Origin of the sequence: Microbacterium sp. NPDC086615 (assembly GCF_040686055.1) — a bacterium.
Lineage (GTDB): Bacteria > Actinomycetota > Actinomycetes > Actinomycetales > Microbacteriaceae > Microbacterium.
On record NZ_JBFBJJ010000002.1, the window covers coordinates 120,421 to 135,150 of the forward strand.

Here is a 14,730-nt window from a genome sequence, read left to right on the forward strand (position 1 = left end):
CGTCCGGAGCGTCACGAGGCGTGCGCGCGATGCACGGCCACGGCGAGGTGGAGGGCGGCGAGCACCTCACCGTCGTCGAGGCGCACTCCGAGGATCTCCTCGAGGGCGTCGAGACGCTGATAGAAGACCGACCGCGACACGTGCGCCGCGGTCGCCGCCGCCGTGCGATTGCCGGGGTGGGCCACCACCGCGGCGAGGGCGTCGAGGAGATCGTCCCGTCGCGCGGCGGGAAGGTCGAGGACGGGCGCGAGCATCGACTCGGCGTGGGCGAGCAGGCGATGGTCGCCCCGCAGCGCCGCCACGAACCGTCGAAGCGGATGCCGCCGCACCCACATCACGCCCGACTCGCCCATCTCCCCCGACTCGGCGAGGTCGAGGGCTTCGTGCGCCGAATCGAGCGTCCGGACGAGCATGTCCTCGGGGGCGGCCGGATCGACCCGCGGTCCCACGACCAGGCGCACCCGACCGCCGGTGCGCAGTGCCGCGAGGAAGCGGTCGACCGTCGCCCCCGCGAGAGTGGTCGTGGACGGGAGGGCCAGGAGCACCGGCATCCATCCCTCGGCCGGCTCGTCGGCGCGGCGCGGGGTGCCGCAGAGTGCGCGCGCGCCGACCTCCGCCGCCGCGGCTTCGATGGTGGCGGCGCCGGCTCCGCTCACGGCGAGGCCCAGCACCGCCATCCCGTCCGACAGCAGCCCGGCAGCCGAGAGTCGCACCGCGGCTTCGGGGAGGGATCCGTAGCGGTCGGCGACGAGATCGTCGACGAGGCGGCGGCGCCCGAGATGCACCCAGTCCTCGCCCGTGGGGTCGGCGAGCCGCCCCAGAGCGAGAGCGGTGGCCCCCTGCTCGAGCACCGCGAGGCGTCCGGCCGGGTGGGCGGGACCCGCCAGAGCGACGAGCGAGCCCCAGCGCGTGCCGCGCGCCTGCACGGGGACGATGGTGCGGGAATCGTCGGGAACGCGTCCGGACAGCCGCGAGCGTTCCTGCCACCCCTCGAGAACGACGTGGTCGGCGCCCGCGAGGTCGGCGACGACCACCTCGTGCGCGAGCGACTCGAGGATCACCGGAGCGCGCAGGGTGCGCGCGAGGCGCTCCACCACGTAATCGGCGGGCGCACCGCGGAGGGCGAGGTCGGTGAACAGGCTCCGCACCTCGTCGCGAGCGCGGAGGGCCGCCGTCTGATCGTCGATGATCCGTCGGTGCACCTGCTCGGTGACGGCGACGAACTTGACCTCGCGGTGCAGGGCGATGAGCACGAGACCGGCGGAGCGCGCCGCGTCCACGACGACCGCCGGCACGTAGCGATAGTGCGCCCCCAACTCGATGACGATGCCCACCAACCCTGCCGCCGCGAAATCCGCGACGAGGGCGCGCAGGTCGTCGGGGTGCTCGGGCCACGCGGAGGCCGTGGTGAGCAGCAGCTCTCCCCCGTCCAGCAGGCGACCGACTCCGGGGCTGTCCGAGACGTGCACCCAGCGGACCCGTGAGCCGAGGGCCTCTTCTCCGGCCAGCACCTCCGGCATCCCCTGGGCGAGACCCGGCATGTCCAGAGCCTCGGCGAGCGTCGGGAGACCGGAGTCCTCGACGACCGGACGATTTGTCCGATGGATCTCGGATTCGCGACGATCAGACACGTGCGTTCCCTCCACAGCACCCGAAGAATCAATCTCACACACCCTAATGCGCGCCCGGTCGGAGTGTCCGGGATCGCTCAGCCGAGGAGGACACGCATGACCCTGATCCGCCACCACATCGCCGGAGCCGCGCACGGTACCGACGCACGGACGGGAAACGTCTTCGACCCCGCGACCGGTCAGGTGCAGGCGCGCGTCGCGTTCGCCACCACCGCCGAGGTCGACGAGGCCATCGCCGCCGCGAAGGCGGCGCTCCCCGCGTGGCGGGCGACGAGTCTGATCAAGCGCGCCGACGTGTTCTTCCGCCTCCGCCACCTCCTCGTCGAGCGCACCGACGAGCTCGCGGCGATCATCACCGCCGAACACGGCAAAGTGCTCTCGGATGCCAAGGGCGAGATCAGCCGCGGCATCGAGAACGTCGAGTTCGCCGCCGGTCTCGTGCACCTGCTCAAGGGCGAGCACGCCGAGCAGGTCAGCCGCGGCGTCGACGTGCACTCGGTGAAGCAGCCGGTGGGCGTGGTGGCGGCCATCACCCCGTTCAACTTCCCGGTCATGGTGCCGCTGTGGATGACGGCATCCGCCATCGCCTGCGGCAACACGGTCGTGCTGAAGCCGAGCGAGAAGGACCCGTCGGCGTCGCTGTTCCTCGCGAAGCTGTTCGAGGAGGCCGGGCTTCCCGCCGGTGTGCTGAACGTCGTGCACGGCGACAAGGTCGCCGTCGACGCGCTCCTGGACTCCCCCGACGTCCGCGCCGTGAGCTTCGTCGGCTCCACGCCGATCGCGAAGTCCATCTACTCGCGCGCCGCCGAGAACGGCAAGCGCGTGCAGGCCCTCGGCGGCGCGAAGAACCACATGGTCGTCATGCCCGACGCCGACCTCGACTCCGCCGCCGACGCCGCCGTCTCGGCCGCCTACGGCTCCGCCGGCGAGCGCTGCATGGCCGTGTCGGTGCTGGTCGCGGTGGGCGACGACGTCGCCGACTCGCTGGTGGAGAAGGTGGCATCCCGCATCGAGGGCCTCAAGATCGGACCCGGGACGGATGCCGCGAGCGAGATGGGTCCGCTCATCACGCGCGAGCAGCGCGACAAGGTCGCCTCGTACGTCACGGGAGCGGCGGCCGAGGGCGCCGAGGTCGTCGTCGACGGCACGACGCAGCAGTTCGAGGGCGACGGCTTCTTCATCGGCGTCTCGCTCGTGGACCGCGTGGCCCCCGGCATGAAGGTGTACGACGACGAGATCTTTGGACCCGTGCTCTCGGTGGTGCGCGTCAAGACGTACGACGAGGCCGTGGAGCTCATCAACTCCAGCCCCTTCGCCAACGGCACCGCCGTCTTCACGCGCGACGGCGGCACGGCGCGCCAATTCGAGTTCGACATCGAGGTGGGCATGGTCGGCGTCAACGTGCCGATCCCGGTCCCCGTGGGGGCGTTCTCGTTCGGCGGCTGGCGCAACTCGCTGTTCGGCGACTCGCACATCTACGGCCCCGAGTCGATCCACTTCTACACGCGCAGCAAGGTCGTCACCACCCGCTGGCCCGACCCCAGCGAGAGCCAGATCAGCCTCGGCTTCCCGAGCAACCACTGAGTGCGGAAAGGTACAGCCATGACCCTCACCTCCCCCGACCTCGACACCGACGCCCGCGTCCGCGCGAACGACCGCGGCCACGTCTTCCACTCCTGGAGCGCCCAGGCGCTCATCGACCCGCTGCCGGTCGCGGGAGGTTCGGGCGCGACGTTCTGGGACTACGCCGGCAACAGCTACCTCGACTTCTCGTCGCAGCTGGTGAACCTCAACCTCGGGCACCAGCATCCCGATCTCGTCGCCGCGATCCAGCGGCAGGCGGGCGAGCTCGCCACCGTCCAGCCCGCGATGGCCAACGACGTGCGCGGCGAACTCGCCCGGCGCATCGCCGAGGTCGCCCCCGACGGCATGTCGAAGGTCTTCTTCACCAACGGCGGGGCGGATGCCAACGAGAACGCGGTCCGCATGGCGCGCCTCGTCACGGGCAAGCGCAAGGTGCTCGCGATGTACCGCAGCTACCACGGCAACACCTCCACCGCCATCACGCTGACCGGTGACCCGCGCCGCTGGGCGAACGAGCCCGCCGACGCCTCGGTCGTGCACTTCTTCGGCCCGTACGCGTATCGCTCGGCGTTCCACTCCTCGTCCGATGAAGAGGAGACCGCCCGGGCGCTCGAGCACCTCGAGCAGACGATCATCCTCGAGGGGGCGTCGACGATCGGCGCGATCATCCTCGAGACCGTGGTCGGCACGAACGGCGTGCTCGTGCCGCCGCCGGGTTACCTCCCCGGGGTGCGTGCCCTGTGCGACAAGTACGGCATCGTCTACATCGCCGACGAGGTCATGGTCGGCTTCGGGCGCATCGGCGAGTGGTTCGCGGTCGACGCGTTCGACGTGGTCCCCGACCTCATCACCTTCGCCAAGGGCGTGAACTCGGGCTACGTCCCACTCGGTGGTGTCGTCATCTCCGACGCGATCGCCGCGCACTTCGACACCGTGGCGTTCCCCGGCGGCCTCACCTACTCGGGCCACCCGCTCGCGTGCGCGCCCGGCGTGGCCACCTTCGAGGTGTTCGAGCGCGACGGGATCCTCGAGCGCGTGCGCGACCTCGGCGAGCGCGTCGTCGAGCCCCGGTTGCGGGCGATGGCCGAGCGGCATCCGTCCGTCGGCGAGGTGCGCGGGCGCGGGCTGTTCTGGGCGATCGAGCTCGTGCGCGATCGCGAGACGCGTGAGCCGCTCGTCCCCTTCAACGCGGCGGGGCCTTCGGCGGCGCCCATGACGGCGTTCGCGGCGGCGTGCAAGAAGGCGGGCCTCTGGCCCTTCACGCACTTCAATCGCGTGCACGTCGCCCCTCCCCTCGTCATCACGGAGGAGGAGCTGGTCCGCGGTCTCGACATCATCGACGAGGCGCTCACGGTCGCCGACGAGGCAGCGGCATCGTGAGAGTGCTCCACAACGTCGTCGCCGGCGCGTCGGTCGCCTCCGAGGGCACCCTGCTCGACCTCGTCAGCCCCGTGACGGGCGAGGTCTACGCGCAGGCCCCGGTCTCGACGGACGAGGAGGTGGATGCCGCCGTCGCGGCCGCCGCGGCCGCGTTCCCGGCGTGGAAGCGCGCGACGCCGGCGGAGCGCCAGCTCGCGCTGTTCCGTCTCGCGGACGCGCTCGAAGCGCGGGCGGAGGAGTTCGCCGACCTCGAGTCGGAGGACACGGGGAAGCCGCGCGCCACGCTCGTCGCCGACGAGATCGCGCAGTCGGTCGATCAGCTGCGGTTCTTCGCCGGGGCGGCGCGCGAGCTGAACGGTCGCGCCGCGGCGGAGTACGCGGAGGGGTTCACCTCGTACGTGCGTCGCGAGCCCATCGGCGTCGTGGCTCAGGTGACGCCGTGGAACTATCCGCTGAACATGGCGGTGTGGAAGATCGGCCCCGCGATCGCCGCCGGCAACACCGTGGTGCTCAAGCCCAGCGAGACGACCCCGCAGACCACGGTGCTGCTGGCCGAGATCGCCGCGGAGATCCTGCCGCCGGGGGTCTTCAACGTCGTCCTCGGCGACCGCGACACCGGTCGGGCGCTCGTCGAGCATCCCACCCCGCAGCTCGTCGCGATCACCGGGTCCGTCCGCGCCGGGATGCAGGTCGCGGCCTCGGCCGCACAGGGCCTCAAGCGCGTGCACCTCGAGCTCGGCGGCAAGGCGCCCGCGATCGTCTTTCCGGACGCCGACCTCGAGGCCGCGGCATCCGGAATCGCCGAGGCCGCGTTCTTCAACGCCGGACAGGACTGCACGGCGGCCACGCGCCTGCTCGTGCACTCGTCGCTGCACGATGCGTTCGTGGAGCGCCTCGTCGCGTATGTCGAGCAAAACGTCCGCGTCGGAGCCCCGGACGATCCGGACGCGTTCTTCGGGCCGGTGAACAACCCCGACCAGCTGGCGCGCGTGGAGGGCTTCATCGATCGACTCCCCGCGCACGCGCGGGTCGCGACCGGCGGTACGCGCGTGGGCGACACCGGATGCTTCTTCGCGCCGACGATCGTCACGGGACTGCGCCAGGACGATGAGCTGGTGCAGCAGGAGGTGTTCGGGCCTGTCCTCGCGGTGCAGTCGTTCGAGACCGAGGAGGAGGCTCTCGAGCTCGCGAACGGCGTGCCGTACGCACTCGCCGCCTCGGTCTGGACGCGCGACAACGGCCGTTCGCTGCGGTTGAGTCGCGACCTCGACTTCGGGTGCGTCTGGATCAACGCGCACATCCCGTTCGTCTCGGACATGCCGCACGGCGGGTTCAAGCACTCCGGGTACGGCAAGGACCTGTCGATCTACGGCTTCGAGGACTACACGCGCCTCAAGCACGTGATGGCGAGCCTCGCGTAACCGCGAGAGGGGTCGGGGGAAACCCCGGCCCCTTTTGCGTGCCCGGGCTCCGCTCCCACGCTTGCGCGACGGTTTCCGCTGTGTTTCGGCACTTTAAATTCCGGATTCATCATTGATATCCCCTTTGTTCCGCTGATACCGTCGCCCATCATGAGTTCCGTGACTGATCGCAGCGTCTCGCTCGACCGCGTGTCGAAGGCGATCGTCGAGCAGTTGCAGGAAGACGGCCGGCGGTCGTACGCCGAGATCGGCAAGGCCGTCGGTCTCAGCGAGACGGCCACGCGTCAGCGCGTGCAGAAGCTGCAGGATGCCGGCATCCTCCAGATCGTCGCCGTCACCGATCCGCTCCAGCTCGGCTTCGCGCGTCAGGCGATGATCGGCGTCCGCGTGTCGGGAGACACGCGGGTCGTCGCGGCCGAGATGGCGGAACTCCCGGGCGTGACCTACGTGGTCTCCACGGCGGGATCGTTCGATCTGCTCGTCGAGGTCGTCTGCGAGAGCGACGACGACCTCATCGACCTGCTCAACGATCGCGTTCGCGCCCTCCCCGACGTCGTCTCGACCGAGACGTTCGTCTATCTCAAGCTCCACCGACAGCTCTACAACTGGGGGACACGATGACCCTGCACGACACCGACCACGACGCGGCCCTCCAGGCGAAGGCCCGCGACCACCTCTGGATGCACTTCTCCCGTCAGTCGGTCATGACCGACGGGCCCGGCGTGCCGATCATCGTCAAGGGCGAGGGTCACCACATCTTCGACTCCACCGGCAAGCGCTACATCGACGGGCTCGCGGGCCTGTTCGTCGTCAACGCCGGGCACGGACGCCGCCGCATCGCGCAGGCGGCGGCGAAGCAGGCCGAGCAGCTCGCGTTCTTCCCGCTCTGGTCGTACGCGCACCCCGCCGCGATCGAGCTCGCCGAGCGACTGGCGAACCTCGCCCCGGGCGACCTCAACCACGTCTTCTTCTCCACCGGCGGCGGCGAGGCGGTCGAGACCGCGTTCAAGCTCGCCAAGCAGTACTGGAAGACGCAGGGCAAGCCCACCAAGCACAAGGTCATCTCGCGCGCGATCGCCTACCACGGCACCACGCAGGGAGCCCTCGCGATCACCGGACTGCCGGTGATGAAGCACATGTTCGAGCCCGTCACCCCCGGCGGCTTCCGGGTGCCGAACACGAACTACTACCGCGCCGAGGAATCGGGTTTCGGCGGCGGGACCCCCGAGGAGTTCGGCCTGTGGGCCGCGGACCGCATCGAGCAGATGATCCAGTTCGAGGGGCCCGAGACCGTCGCCGCGGTCTTCCTCGAGCCCGTGCAGAACGCGGGCGGATGCTTCCCCGCCCCGGCCGGCTACTTCCAGCGCGTGCGCGAGATCTGCGACAGATACGACGTGCTGCTCGTCTCCGACGAGGTCATCTGCGCCTTCGGTCGCCTGGGTCACTACTTCGGCGCCTCGGCATACGACTACCAGCCCGACATGATCACGTTCGCCAAGGCGGTCACGAGCGGGTACTCGCCGCTCGGCGGCACGATCATCAGCGACCGGATCTACGAGCCGTTCGCCCACGGCGACGCTTCGTTCCCGCACGGCTACACCTTCGGCGGACACCCCGTCTCGGCCGCGGTCGCGCTCGAGAACCTCGACGTGTTCGAGGAGGAGGGGCTGCTCGAGAACGTCCGCACGAACTCCCCCGTCTTCCGCTCGACGCTCGAGAAGCTCCTCGACCTCCCGATCGTCGGCGACGTGCGCGGCGACGGGTACTTCTTCGGCATCGAGCTCGTCAAGGACAAGGCGACGAAGGAGACCTTCGACGACGACGAGTCCGAGCGACTGCTGCGCGGCTTCCTGTCGAAGGCCCTGTTCGACGCGGGCCTGTACTGCCGCGCCGACGACCGGGGCGACCCCGTCATCCAGCTCGCCCCTCCCCTGACCCTCGGCCCCGCCGAGTTCACCGAGATCGAGCAGATCCTCCGTTCGGTCCTCACCGAGGCGTCGAACCGCCTCTGACCCCGACAGGGATGCCGACGCCACCCCTGTCGGCATCCCACCCGCTCCCGCGGCAGCACCCCGCCGCACCCGATCACGACACCGACCCCACGCTCTCCCGGCACCACCCCGCCGACACTCCCGCTCCCACCCCGAGCGGTGCTCCCGATGCTGTACCCGACACCATCTCCGGTCACGACCGCGTCATGACCCGCACCCTCTTGGAGGAGCCACGAACGATCATCTCGGTGCCGCCACGGCACCCGCGAACTCGGGCGCGAAGCTCGCCCGCACCCTCGGTCTCTGGTCGATCGTCGGCCTGGGCCTGGGCTACATGACCCCGACTGTCGTCTTCGACACCTTCGGTCTCGTCGCCGAGAAGACGAACAACGTCGTGCCCGCCGCGTACGCCGTCGCGCTCGTCGTGCTCGTGTTCACCGCGATCAGCTACGGCAAGATGGTCCGCGTCATCCCCAGTGCGGGGTCCGCGTACACCTATGCGCGCGAGTCGATCCACCCCGGCGTCGGCTTCGTCGTCGGCTGGACCGCGCTCATCGACTACATGCTGCTGCCCATGGTGAACGCGCTGATCCTGCGCAGTTACATGGAGGCGCTGTTCCCCGACGTCCCGGGCTGGATCTGGGTCGTCGTGTTCACCGCCGGCGTGACCGGCGTCATCTACCTCACGATGCGCGGCACCTCGAACGTCAACATGATCCTGCTGGTGTTCTCGATCCTCGTGATGACGGTCTTCGTGGTCATGGTGTTCGTGCAGCTCGTCGGCGGCGCGGGAGCCGGCACCGCGGTGTCGCTCGCCCCCTTCGCCCACAGCGAGGTGCAGTTCGGCGCAGTCCTGGCCGGAGCGACCGTCGTCTGCTTCTCGTTCATCGGGTTCGACGCGGTGTCGATGTATTCGGAGGAGGCGAAGACGCCGAGGATCATGCCCCGCGCGATCCTGCTCACGCTCATCGCGGGTGGCGTCATCTTCCTCGTCGCGGCGTACTTCACCCAGCTGCGCTTCCCCGACTCGACCGCTTTCCCGCAGGAGGCGATCGAGGACAGCACCCTGCCCGAGATCGGCGTGCAGGTCGGTGGGCCCGTGCTGCAGGCCGTGCTCACCGCGGCCGGGTTCGCCGCGACGCTCGCGTCGTGGCTGGCCTCGCACGCGTCGGTCTCGCGCATGCTCATGGTGATGGGCCGCAACAACGTGCTCCCCCGCCGGATCTTCGGGTTCATCAACCCCAAGACGCACACCCCGACGGTCTCGATCGTCATCGTGGGCGTCGTGAGCCTGCTGGCGATCGCGTTTACCCTCGAGCAGATCGCGGCGTACATCAACTACGGCGCCCTGGTCGCGTTCTCGTTCGTGAACATCTCGGTCATCGCGTGGTTCGCCATCCGCAAGGGTCTCCACAAGACGCCGGGCGACGTCATCCGCTACATCGTGATGCCCGGTATCGGTCTGCTGCTGACGGCCCTGCTGTGGGTGAACCTGGACATGCATGCCCTCATCGGCGGTCTCATCTGGACCGCTCTCGGCGTCGTGTACCTCGTGATCCTCACGCGCGGCTTCCGTCGTCCGATCGCCTCGTTCGACGAGAACCAGCCGGTCACCGGGGTCAACAAGACGCTTCCCGGTCCGCGTTCGGAGATCTGAAGCCAGGGCCTGACAACCACGCTGGCAACCGCGTCGGCCGCGGCATCCCTCACACGGGGTGTCGCGGCCGACGCTGTTCCGCGCTCCGGACATCCCGCCCGCCTGAGGCGCGGTGCGCGCCGCAGCACGGTCGACACGAGAGACGACTCCGGAGCGCGGGACGGGAGCGAGGGACCCGCGCTCGCGGGGTCTGCCTGCGTCCGCGGGTAGTCTGCATCGATGCGCGTGATCGACGGCTCCGAACGGACCATGTGGACCATCGACGTCGGCGGGCTCAGCCGTGACGCTTTGATCGAGCGACTCGATGCCCACGGCATCCATCGCAATCCCTTTGCGAAAACCCTCCTCGCGGATGCCGTCTTCGACGACGCCGCGCACGAGACCGTGACGGTGGTCGAGAGATCCGTGGCCGACCTCGGATTTCTCGACGGCGCGACCCTGCTTCGCGTCTTCGACGCCGCCGCCCGGCACGGTCTCGGGCTCTGCCCGCCGGTCACCGCGCCGTACCTGCGCCTGGCCACGCTCGATCAGGCGAGCGCTCCCGACAGCATCCTGAGCACCGGGCGCGCACCGACGGGTTCCGTGAACGTCGCCTCCCCCGTGCTGCGCGCCGACCACGAGTACCCCAAGGGCTTCTACCTGCGCGTCATCGACGGCGTGCCGTGGCTGCGGGGGTACCGCTGTGACGACGAGCACGTGCTGTCGCCGGACGATCGCTTCGCGTTCCGGGCTCCTACCTGCGGGCCGAACTCCTGAGTTCTGTGCCTGAGCCGGGCGCCGGAGCCCGTGGAGAGGGCAGCGCGCACGATATCTCAGGAGATTCACGCGCGAGAGCCGGCGCCCGCGCTCACCGCTCGAACGGGGTGACCGCGCCCAGCACCACGGTCTCGGCGTCGTGGCCGTTCGCCCACCAGTGCGGTTCGGAGCAGCCGTAGGTGACGGTGTCGCCCGCGTGGAGTTCGACCCGGCGATCGGCTTGGCAGACCACGAGCACGCCGGACTCGACCGTGACGGTCTCGGTGCCGATGTGACGGAACGGACTCGCCTCGTTCGAGAACCCGACGGGAAGCGTCGAGCGGATCAGCTGCAGCATCGACTCCCCGCGGGGCGTCAGGAGCTCGCGGACGGCGCGCTGCGAGGCGGGGGCGTCGACGGCGACCGGCATGACGTGCCGCTTCGCGCGGGTGACCACAGCCAGCGGCACGGCCGGTTCGTCGAGAAGCTGGGCGACCGGGATGCCGAGAGCTCCGGCGAGCCGTTGAAGCGACTGCAGCGAGGGGTTGCCGAGTCCGCGCTCGAGCTGGCTGACCAGGCCGAAGCTCACGCCGGCCTTCTCGGACAGAGCCTGAACGCTCAGGCCGAGGCGCTTGCGGGCATCTCGCACCGCGGCCCCGAGGGTCTCGACGGTGCGCTGCTCATCGGCATCCGTGGCTCTGGTCATGACCGTGTCAGCGTATCGAGATCAGGGCTGATCGGCGCCGTACCCTCGGGTCTCCCGCGCGTCACGCGTGCGCCCTCGGGCCGTCCGGCGGCACCGCGGCGAGGAGCGCGCGCGTGTACTCCTCACGGGGGTGCGCGAACAGCTCGGGCGCGGGCGCCGCTTCGACGACCCGGCCGCCGCGCAGCACCACGACGTCGTGACTCATCTGCTGCACGATCGCGAGGTCGTGCGCGATGAAGAGATACGTCAGCCCCTGCTCGACCTGCAGCCGCCGCAGGAGCGCGAGCACGCGCGCCTGCACCGACACATCGAGGGATGCCGTCGCCTCGTCGAGGATGACCAGCTCGGGCTCGAGCGCGAGAGCGCGCGCGATGGACACGCGCTGACGCTGCCCGCCGGACAGCTCGTGCGGGAAGCGCGCCGCGAAGGCGGGATCGAGGTCGACGAGCTCGAGCAGCTCTCGCACGCGCGCGGAGCGCGACGCGGCCGTCCCTCCGCCGAGGCGATGCACGCGCAGGGGTTCCGCGATCGCGTCGGCGATCGTGCGACGCGGATCGATCGAGGCGAAGGGGTCCTGGAAGACCATCGCGATGCGCCGACGCTCGCGACGCGGGGCGCGCAGCGCGTCGCGCACGCCCTCGCCGGTGGCATCCGCCAGGGTCGCCGTCCCCGCGTGGGGGGCGACGAGTCCGGTGAGCGCGTTCGCGATCGTCGACTTGCCCGAGCCCGACTCGCCCACGAGCGCGAGGGTCGTCCCGCGGCGCACGGTGAACGAGACGTCGTCGACCGCGTGAACCGTGCGGCGGCCCGCGGGGGTCTGCACCGCGAAGCGCACGTCGAGATTCTCGACGGCGAGGAGCGGCCGCGCCGAGGGCTCGGGCGCGGGTCCCGCACCGGCGACCACGCGGGGTCGTGCCGCGAGCAGCTCTCGCGTGTAGGCGTGCTGCGGATCGGCGTACACGTCGGCGAGGGGGCGCTGCTCGACGGCCTCGCCGTGGCGCAGCACGATCACGTCGTCGGCGACCTGCCCGATCACCCCGAGGTCGTGGCTGATCCACACGACCGCGGTGCCGCGATCGCGCTGCAACTGCTGCACGAGGTCGATGATCTGCGCCTGCGTGGTCACGTCGAGAGCCGTCGTGGGCTCGTCGGCGACCAGCAGGGCGGGGTCGCACGCGAGCGCGATCGCGATCATGACGCGCTGGCGCTGCCCGCCCGAGAACTGGTGGGGATACGCCTCCACCCGCGACGCCGGATCCGGGATGCCGACGGCCTCGAGCAGCGAGATCGCCCGGGTGTGCGCGGCCCGGCGGGTGAGTCCGCGATGCGCCTCGAGGGACTCCGCGATCTGCCGCCCCGCGGTGAGGAAAGGGTTCAACGACGTCGAGGGGTCTTGGAAGACGAAGCCGACGGCGTCGCCGTGCACCGACCGGAGCGTGCGGTCGGTCGCTCCGACGAGCTCGACGCCGGCGGCATCCGGACTCGTCCGCAAAATGCTCGAGCCGGACACGCGGCGCCCCGGGGCGTCGATGAGACCGGTCGCGGCGAGGACGGTCATGGACTTGCCCGAGCCGGACTCCCCCACGATGCCGAGCGTCTGCTCGCGCTCGACGGAGAAGTCGAGTCCCCGGACGATGGGGTTCTCGCCGATCGCGACCCGCAGATCACGCACATTCAGAACGGTCATCGCGGGATCTCCTGAGTGGTCGGGGCCGGGTCGGCGAGAGCGAGTTTCCTGCGCCGCCGCTCCCCGTGGCGCGCCTCGATGATCGTGCGCTGGCGCGGGTCGAGGCCGTCGCGCAGCCCGTCGCCGAGCAGGTTGAAGGCCAGGGCCGTCACGAAGATCGCCGCACCCGGGAACACGCTCATCCACCACGCCTGCGAGAGGAAGCCCTGCGCGGTGAACAGCATCCCTCCCCACGACGGCGCCGGCGGCTGGATGCCGAGCCCGAGGAACGACAGGGCGGCCTCGGACAGGATCGCGAACGCCAGGGAGAGCGAGGTCTGCACCACGATCGGCCCGCCGATGTTCGGCAGCACATGGCGGACGAGGATGACGGGAGCCGGGGTGCCCATCGTGCGCGACACCTGGACGAACGGCGAGGTCCGCAACGACAGCGTGCTCGCGCGGGCGACGCGCGCGAAGATCGGCGTGTAGACGACACCGATCGCGATGGTCGTCGTGAGCATGCCCGGCTCGAAGATCGCGATGATCGCGAGGGCCAGGAGCAGCACCGGGAAGGCGAACATCACGTCGACCACGCGCATGAGGGTCGCGTCGACCCAGCCGCCGGCGTAACCGGCCACGACACCGAGCGCGAGACCGAGCACGAGAGCGATGACCACCGCGATCGCCGCGATCGTGAGCGAGGTGGACCCCGCGAGCAGCACGCGCGAGAAGACGTCGCGGCCGAGCTCGTCGGTGCCGAACCAGTGGGCGGCGCTCGGCGGGGTCAGGGCGTTCGCCACGTCGATCTGGTTGACGCCGTACGGCGCGATCCACGGGGCGAGCACGGACGCCGCGACCACGACGGTCAGCACGACCGCGGCGGCCACGGTGAGCGGATTGGATGCCAGAAGGCGCCACGAGCGGACGCGCGGGCGCCCGACGGCGGGGGCGACGGGGGGTTCGGTGACACTCATGCGGCTCGGATCCTCGGGTCGACGACGGCGTAGAGCACGTCCACGATCAGGTTGACGACGATGAACATGACGGCCACGAGGAGCACCGCGCCCTGGATGAGCGGGTAGTCGCGCGCGGCGACGGCGTCGTACACGAGCCGGCCGAGACCGGGCCACGCGAAGACGACCTCGACCACGATGACGCCGCCGAGGATGGTCGCGAGCTGGATGCCGGCGATGGTGAGCACCGGGACGAGGGCCCCGCGCACGATGTGGCGCGAGACGACGACCCGACGCGGGAGTCCCTTCGAGACCGCGGTGCGGATGTAGCCCGAGGAGGCGACGTCGATCACGGCCGCGCGGATGTAGCGCGTCATGATGGCGCCCGCGACGAGGCCGACGGTGACGCCCGGCAGGGTCACCTGCCGGAGCCACCCGGCCGGGTCGTCCGCGAAAGCCACGTAGCCGCTGGCGGGGAGCAGGCCCAGCGTGACGGAGAACAGCGAGATGAGCAGCATCCCGAGCCAGAAGTCGGGGATCGAGACGCCGAACTGGCTGCTGAGGCGCACGATGACGTCGCTCACCCGTCCCTCGCGGAGCGCGGAGTAGATCCCCGCCGGGATCGAGATGATCAGGGCGACGACGAGTCCGACGAGCGCGAGGGAGATCGTCGCCGGGAGGCGCTGCAGGAGCGTCGTCGTCACGGGCTGCCCGTTGCGGAAGCTCACACCGAGGTCGCCCGTGACGGCGTGCGCGAGATAGGAGAAGAACTGCTCGGGGAGCGAACGATCCAACCCCGAGGCGGCGCGCAGCGCCTCGTACGCCTCGGGCGTGTAGCGGGTGCCGAGGGCGAGACGCACGGGGTCGCCGGGAACGAGGTGCACGAGCGCGAAAACGACGATGAGGACGCCGAGCAGCACGATGGCCGACGAGAGCAGACGTGCGCCGAGGAAGCGCACCAGCTGGGCGGGGGCGACCCTCATGAAAACCTCCTTGCTCGGCG

11 protein-coding genes and 1 pseudogene are annotated in these 14,730 nt (G+C 70.4%); 7 read left to right on the forward strand and 5 right to left on the reverse strand.

All coding sequences use genetic code 11. The features are described from left to right. Positions 1-11 precede the first annotated feature (11 nt). Positions 12-1,631: a PucR family transcriptional regulator gene (locus AB0O24_RS02865; protein WP_363372415.1), complete on the reverse strand. Its 1,620-nt coding sequence runs from the start codon at positions 1,629-1,631 to the stop codon at positions 12-14. A gap of 96 nt (positions 1,632-1,727) precedes the next feature. On the opposite strand from AB0O24_RS02865, the gene AB0O24_RS02870 reads away from it, so the two are divergent. From AB0O24_RS02870 to AB0O24_RS02900, 7 genes and pseudogenes are all read left to right on the forward strand, one after another. After that, the gene (locus AB0O24_RS02870; protein WP_275798167.1) at positions 1,728-3,215 is read left to right on the forward strand and encodes a CoA-acylating methylmalonate-semialdehyde dehydrogenase; all 1,488 of its coding nucleotides are present in this window, start codon (positions 1,728-1,730) and stop codon (positions 3,213-3,215) included. Positions 3,216-3,233: 18 nt separating this feature from the next. Beyond that, positions 3,234-4,595 carry an aspartate aminotransferase family protein gene (locus AB0O24_RS02875; RefSeq protein WP_363372418.1) on the forward strand — a complete coding sequence of 454 codons (1,362 nt, stop codon included), beginning with the start codon at positions 3,234-3,236 and terminating at the stop codon, positions 4,593-4,595. Then, positions 4,592-6,016: a gamma-aminobutyraldehyde dehydrogenase gene (locus AB0O24_RS02880; protein WP_363372421.1), complete on the forward strand. Its 1,425-nt coding sequence runs from the start codon at positions 4,592-4,594 to the stop codon at positions 6,014-6,016. The genes AB0O24_RS02875 and AB0O24_RS02880 overlap by 4 nt, the downstream gene beginning before the upstream one ends. Positions 6,017-6,166: 150 nt before the next feature. Beyond that, positions 6,167-6,637 carry an Lrp/AsnC family transcriptional regulator gene (locus AB0O24_RS02885; protein WP_363372423.1) on the forward strand — a complete coding sequence of 157 codons (471 nt, stop codon included), beginning with the start codon at positions 6,167-6,169 and terminating at the stop codon, positions 6,635-6,637. Next, positions 6,634-8,028, forward strand: a complete 1,395-nt coding sequence (locus tag AB0O24_RS02890; protein ID WP_363372425.1) for an aspartate aminotransferase family protein — start codon at positions 6,634-6,636, stop codon at positions 8,026-8,028. The genes AB0O24_RS02885 and AB0O24_RS02890 overlap by 4 nt, the downstream gene beginning before the upstream one ends. Positions 8,029-8,308: 280 nt before the next feature. Then, positions 8,309-9,664, forward strand: a pseudogene (locus tag AB0O24_RS02895) (APC family permease); the annotation flags it as partial. A gap of 219 nt (positions 9,665-9,883) precedes the next feature. After that, positions 9,884-10,420: a hypothetical protein gene (locus AB0O24_RS02900; protein WP_363372428.1), complete on the forward strand. Its 537-nt coding sequence runs from the start codon at positions 9,884-9,886 to the stop codon at positions 10,418-10,420. 91 nt (positions 10,421-10,511) lie between these two features. Here the strand turns inward: AB0O24_RS02900 and AB0O24_RS02905 are convergent, their stop codons facing one another. From AB0O24_RS02905 to AB0O24_RS02920, 4 genes are all read right to left on the reverse strand, one after another. Beyond that, on the reverse strand, positions 10,512-11,105 hold the full coding sequence (locus AB0O24_RS02905; RefSeq protein WP_275800165.1) for an XRE family transcriptional regulator: 594 nt from the start codon (positions 11,103-11,105) through the stop codon (positions 10,512-10,514). A 61-nt stretch (positions 11,106-11,166) separates the two neighbouring features. Next, entirely contained in the window at positions 11,167-12,792 is a 1,626-nt protein-coding gene (locus tag AB0O24_RS02910; protein WP_275800163.1) for an ABC transporter ATP-binding protein, read from the reverse strand. Next, entirely contained in the window at positions 12,789-13,748 is a 960-nt protein-coding gene (locus AB0O24_RS02915) for an ABC transporter permease (protein ID WP_363372432.1), read from the reverse strand. The genes AB0O24_RS02910 and AB0O24_RS02915 overlap by 4 nt, the downstream gene beginning before the upstream one ends. Next, on the reverse strand, positions 13,745-14,710 hold the full coding sequence (locus tag AB0O24_RS02920; RefSeq protein ID WP_363372435.1) for an ABC transporter permease: 966 nt from the start codon (positions 14,708-14,710) through the stop codon (positions 13,745-13,747). Before AB0O24_RS02920 ends, AB0O24_RS02915 begins: the two co-directional genes overlap by 4 nt. Positions 14,711-14,730 lie beyond the last annotated feature (20 nt).

Coding starts and splice junctions, on each gene's coding strand:
- AB0O24_RS02870 (WP_275798167.1), top strand. CDS start 1,728: ATGACCCTGATCCGCCACCACATCGCCGGAGCCGCGCACGGTACCGAC.
- AB0O24_RS02875 (WP_363372418.1), top strand. CDS start 3,234: ATGACCCTCACCTCCCCCGACCTCGACACCGACGCCCGCGTCCGCGCG.
- AB0O24_RS02885 (WP_363372423.1), top strand. CDS start 6,167: ATGAGTTCCGTGACTGATCGCAGCGTCTCGCTCGACCGCGTGTCGAAG.
- AB0O24_RS02890 (WP_363372425.1), top strand. CDS start 6,634: ATGACCCTGCACGACACCGACCACGACGCGGCCCTCCAGGCGAAGGCC.
- AB0O24_RS02900 (WP_363372428.1), top strand. CDS start 9,884: ATGCGCGTGATCGACGGCTCCGAACGGACCATGTGGACCATCGACGTC.
- AB0O24_RS02905 (WP_275800165.1), bottom strand. CDS start 11,105: ATGACCAGAGCCACGGATGCCGATGAGCAGCGCACCGTCGAGACCCTC.
- AB0O24_RS02910 (WP_275800163.1), bottom strand. CDS start 12,792: ATGACCGTTCTGAATGTGCGTGATCTGCGGGTCGCGATCGGCGAGAAC.
- AB0O24_RS02915 (WP_363372432.1), bottom strand. CDS start 13,748: ATGAGTGTCACCGAACCCCCCGTCGCCCCCGCCGTCGGGCGCCCGCGC.
- AB0O24_RS02920 (WP_363372435.1), bottom strand. CDS start 14,710: ATGAGGGTCGCCCCCGCCCAGCTGGTGCGCTTCCTCGGCGCACGTCTG.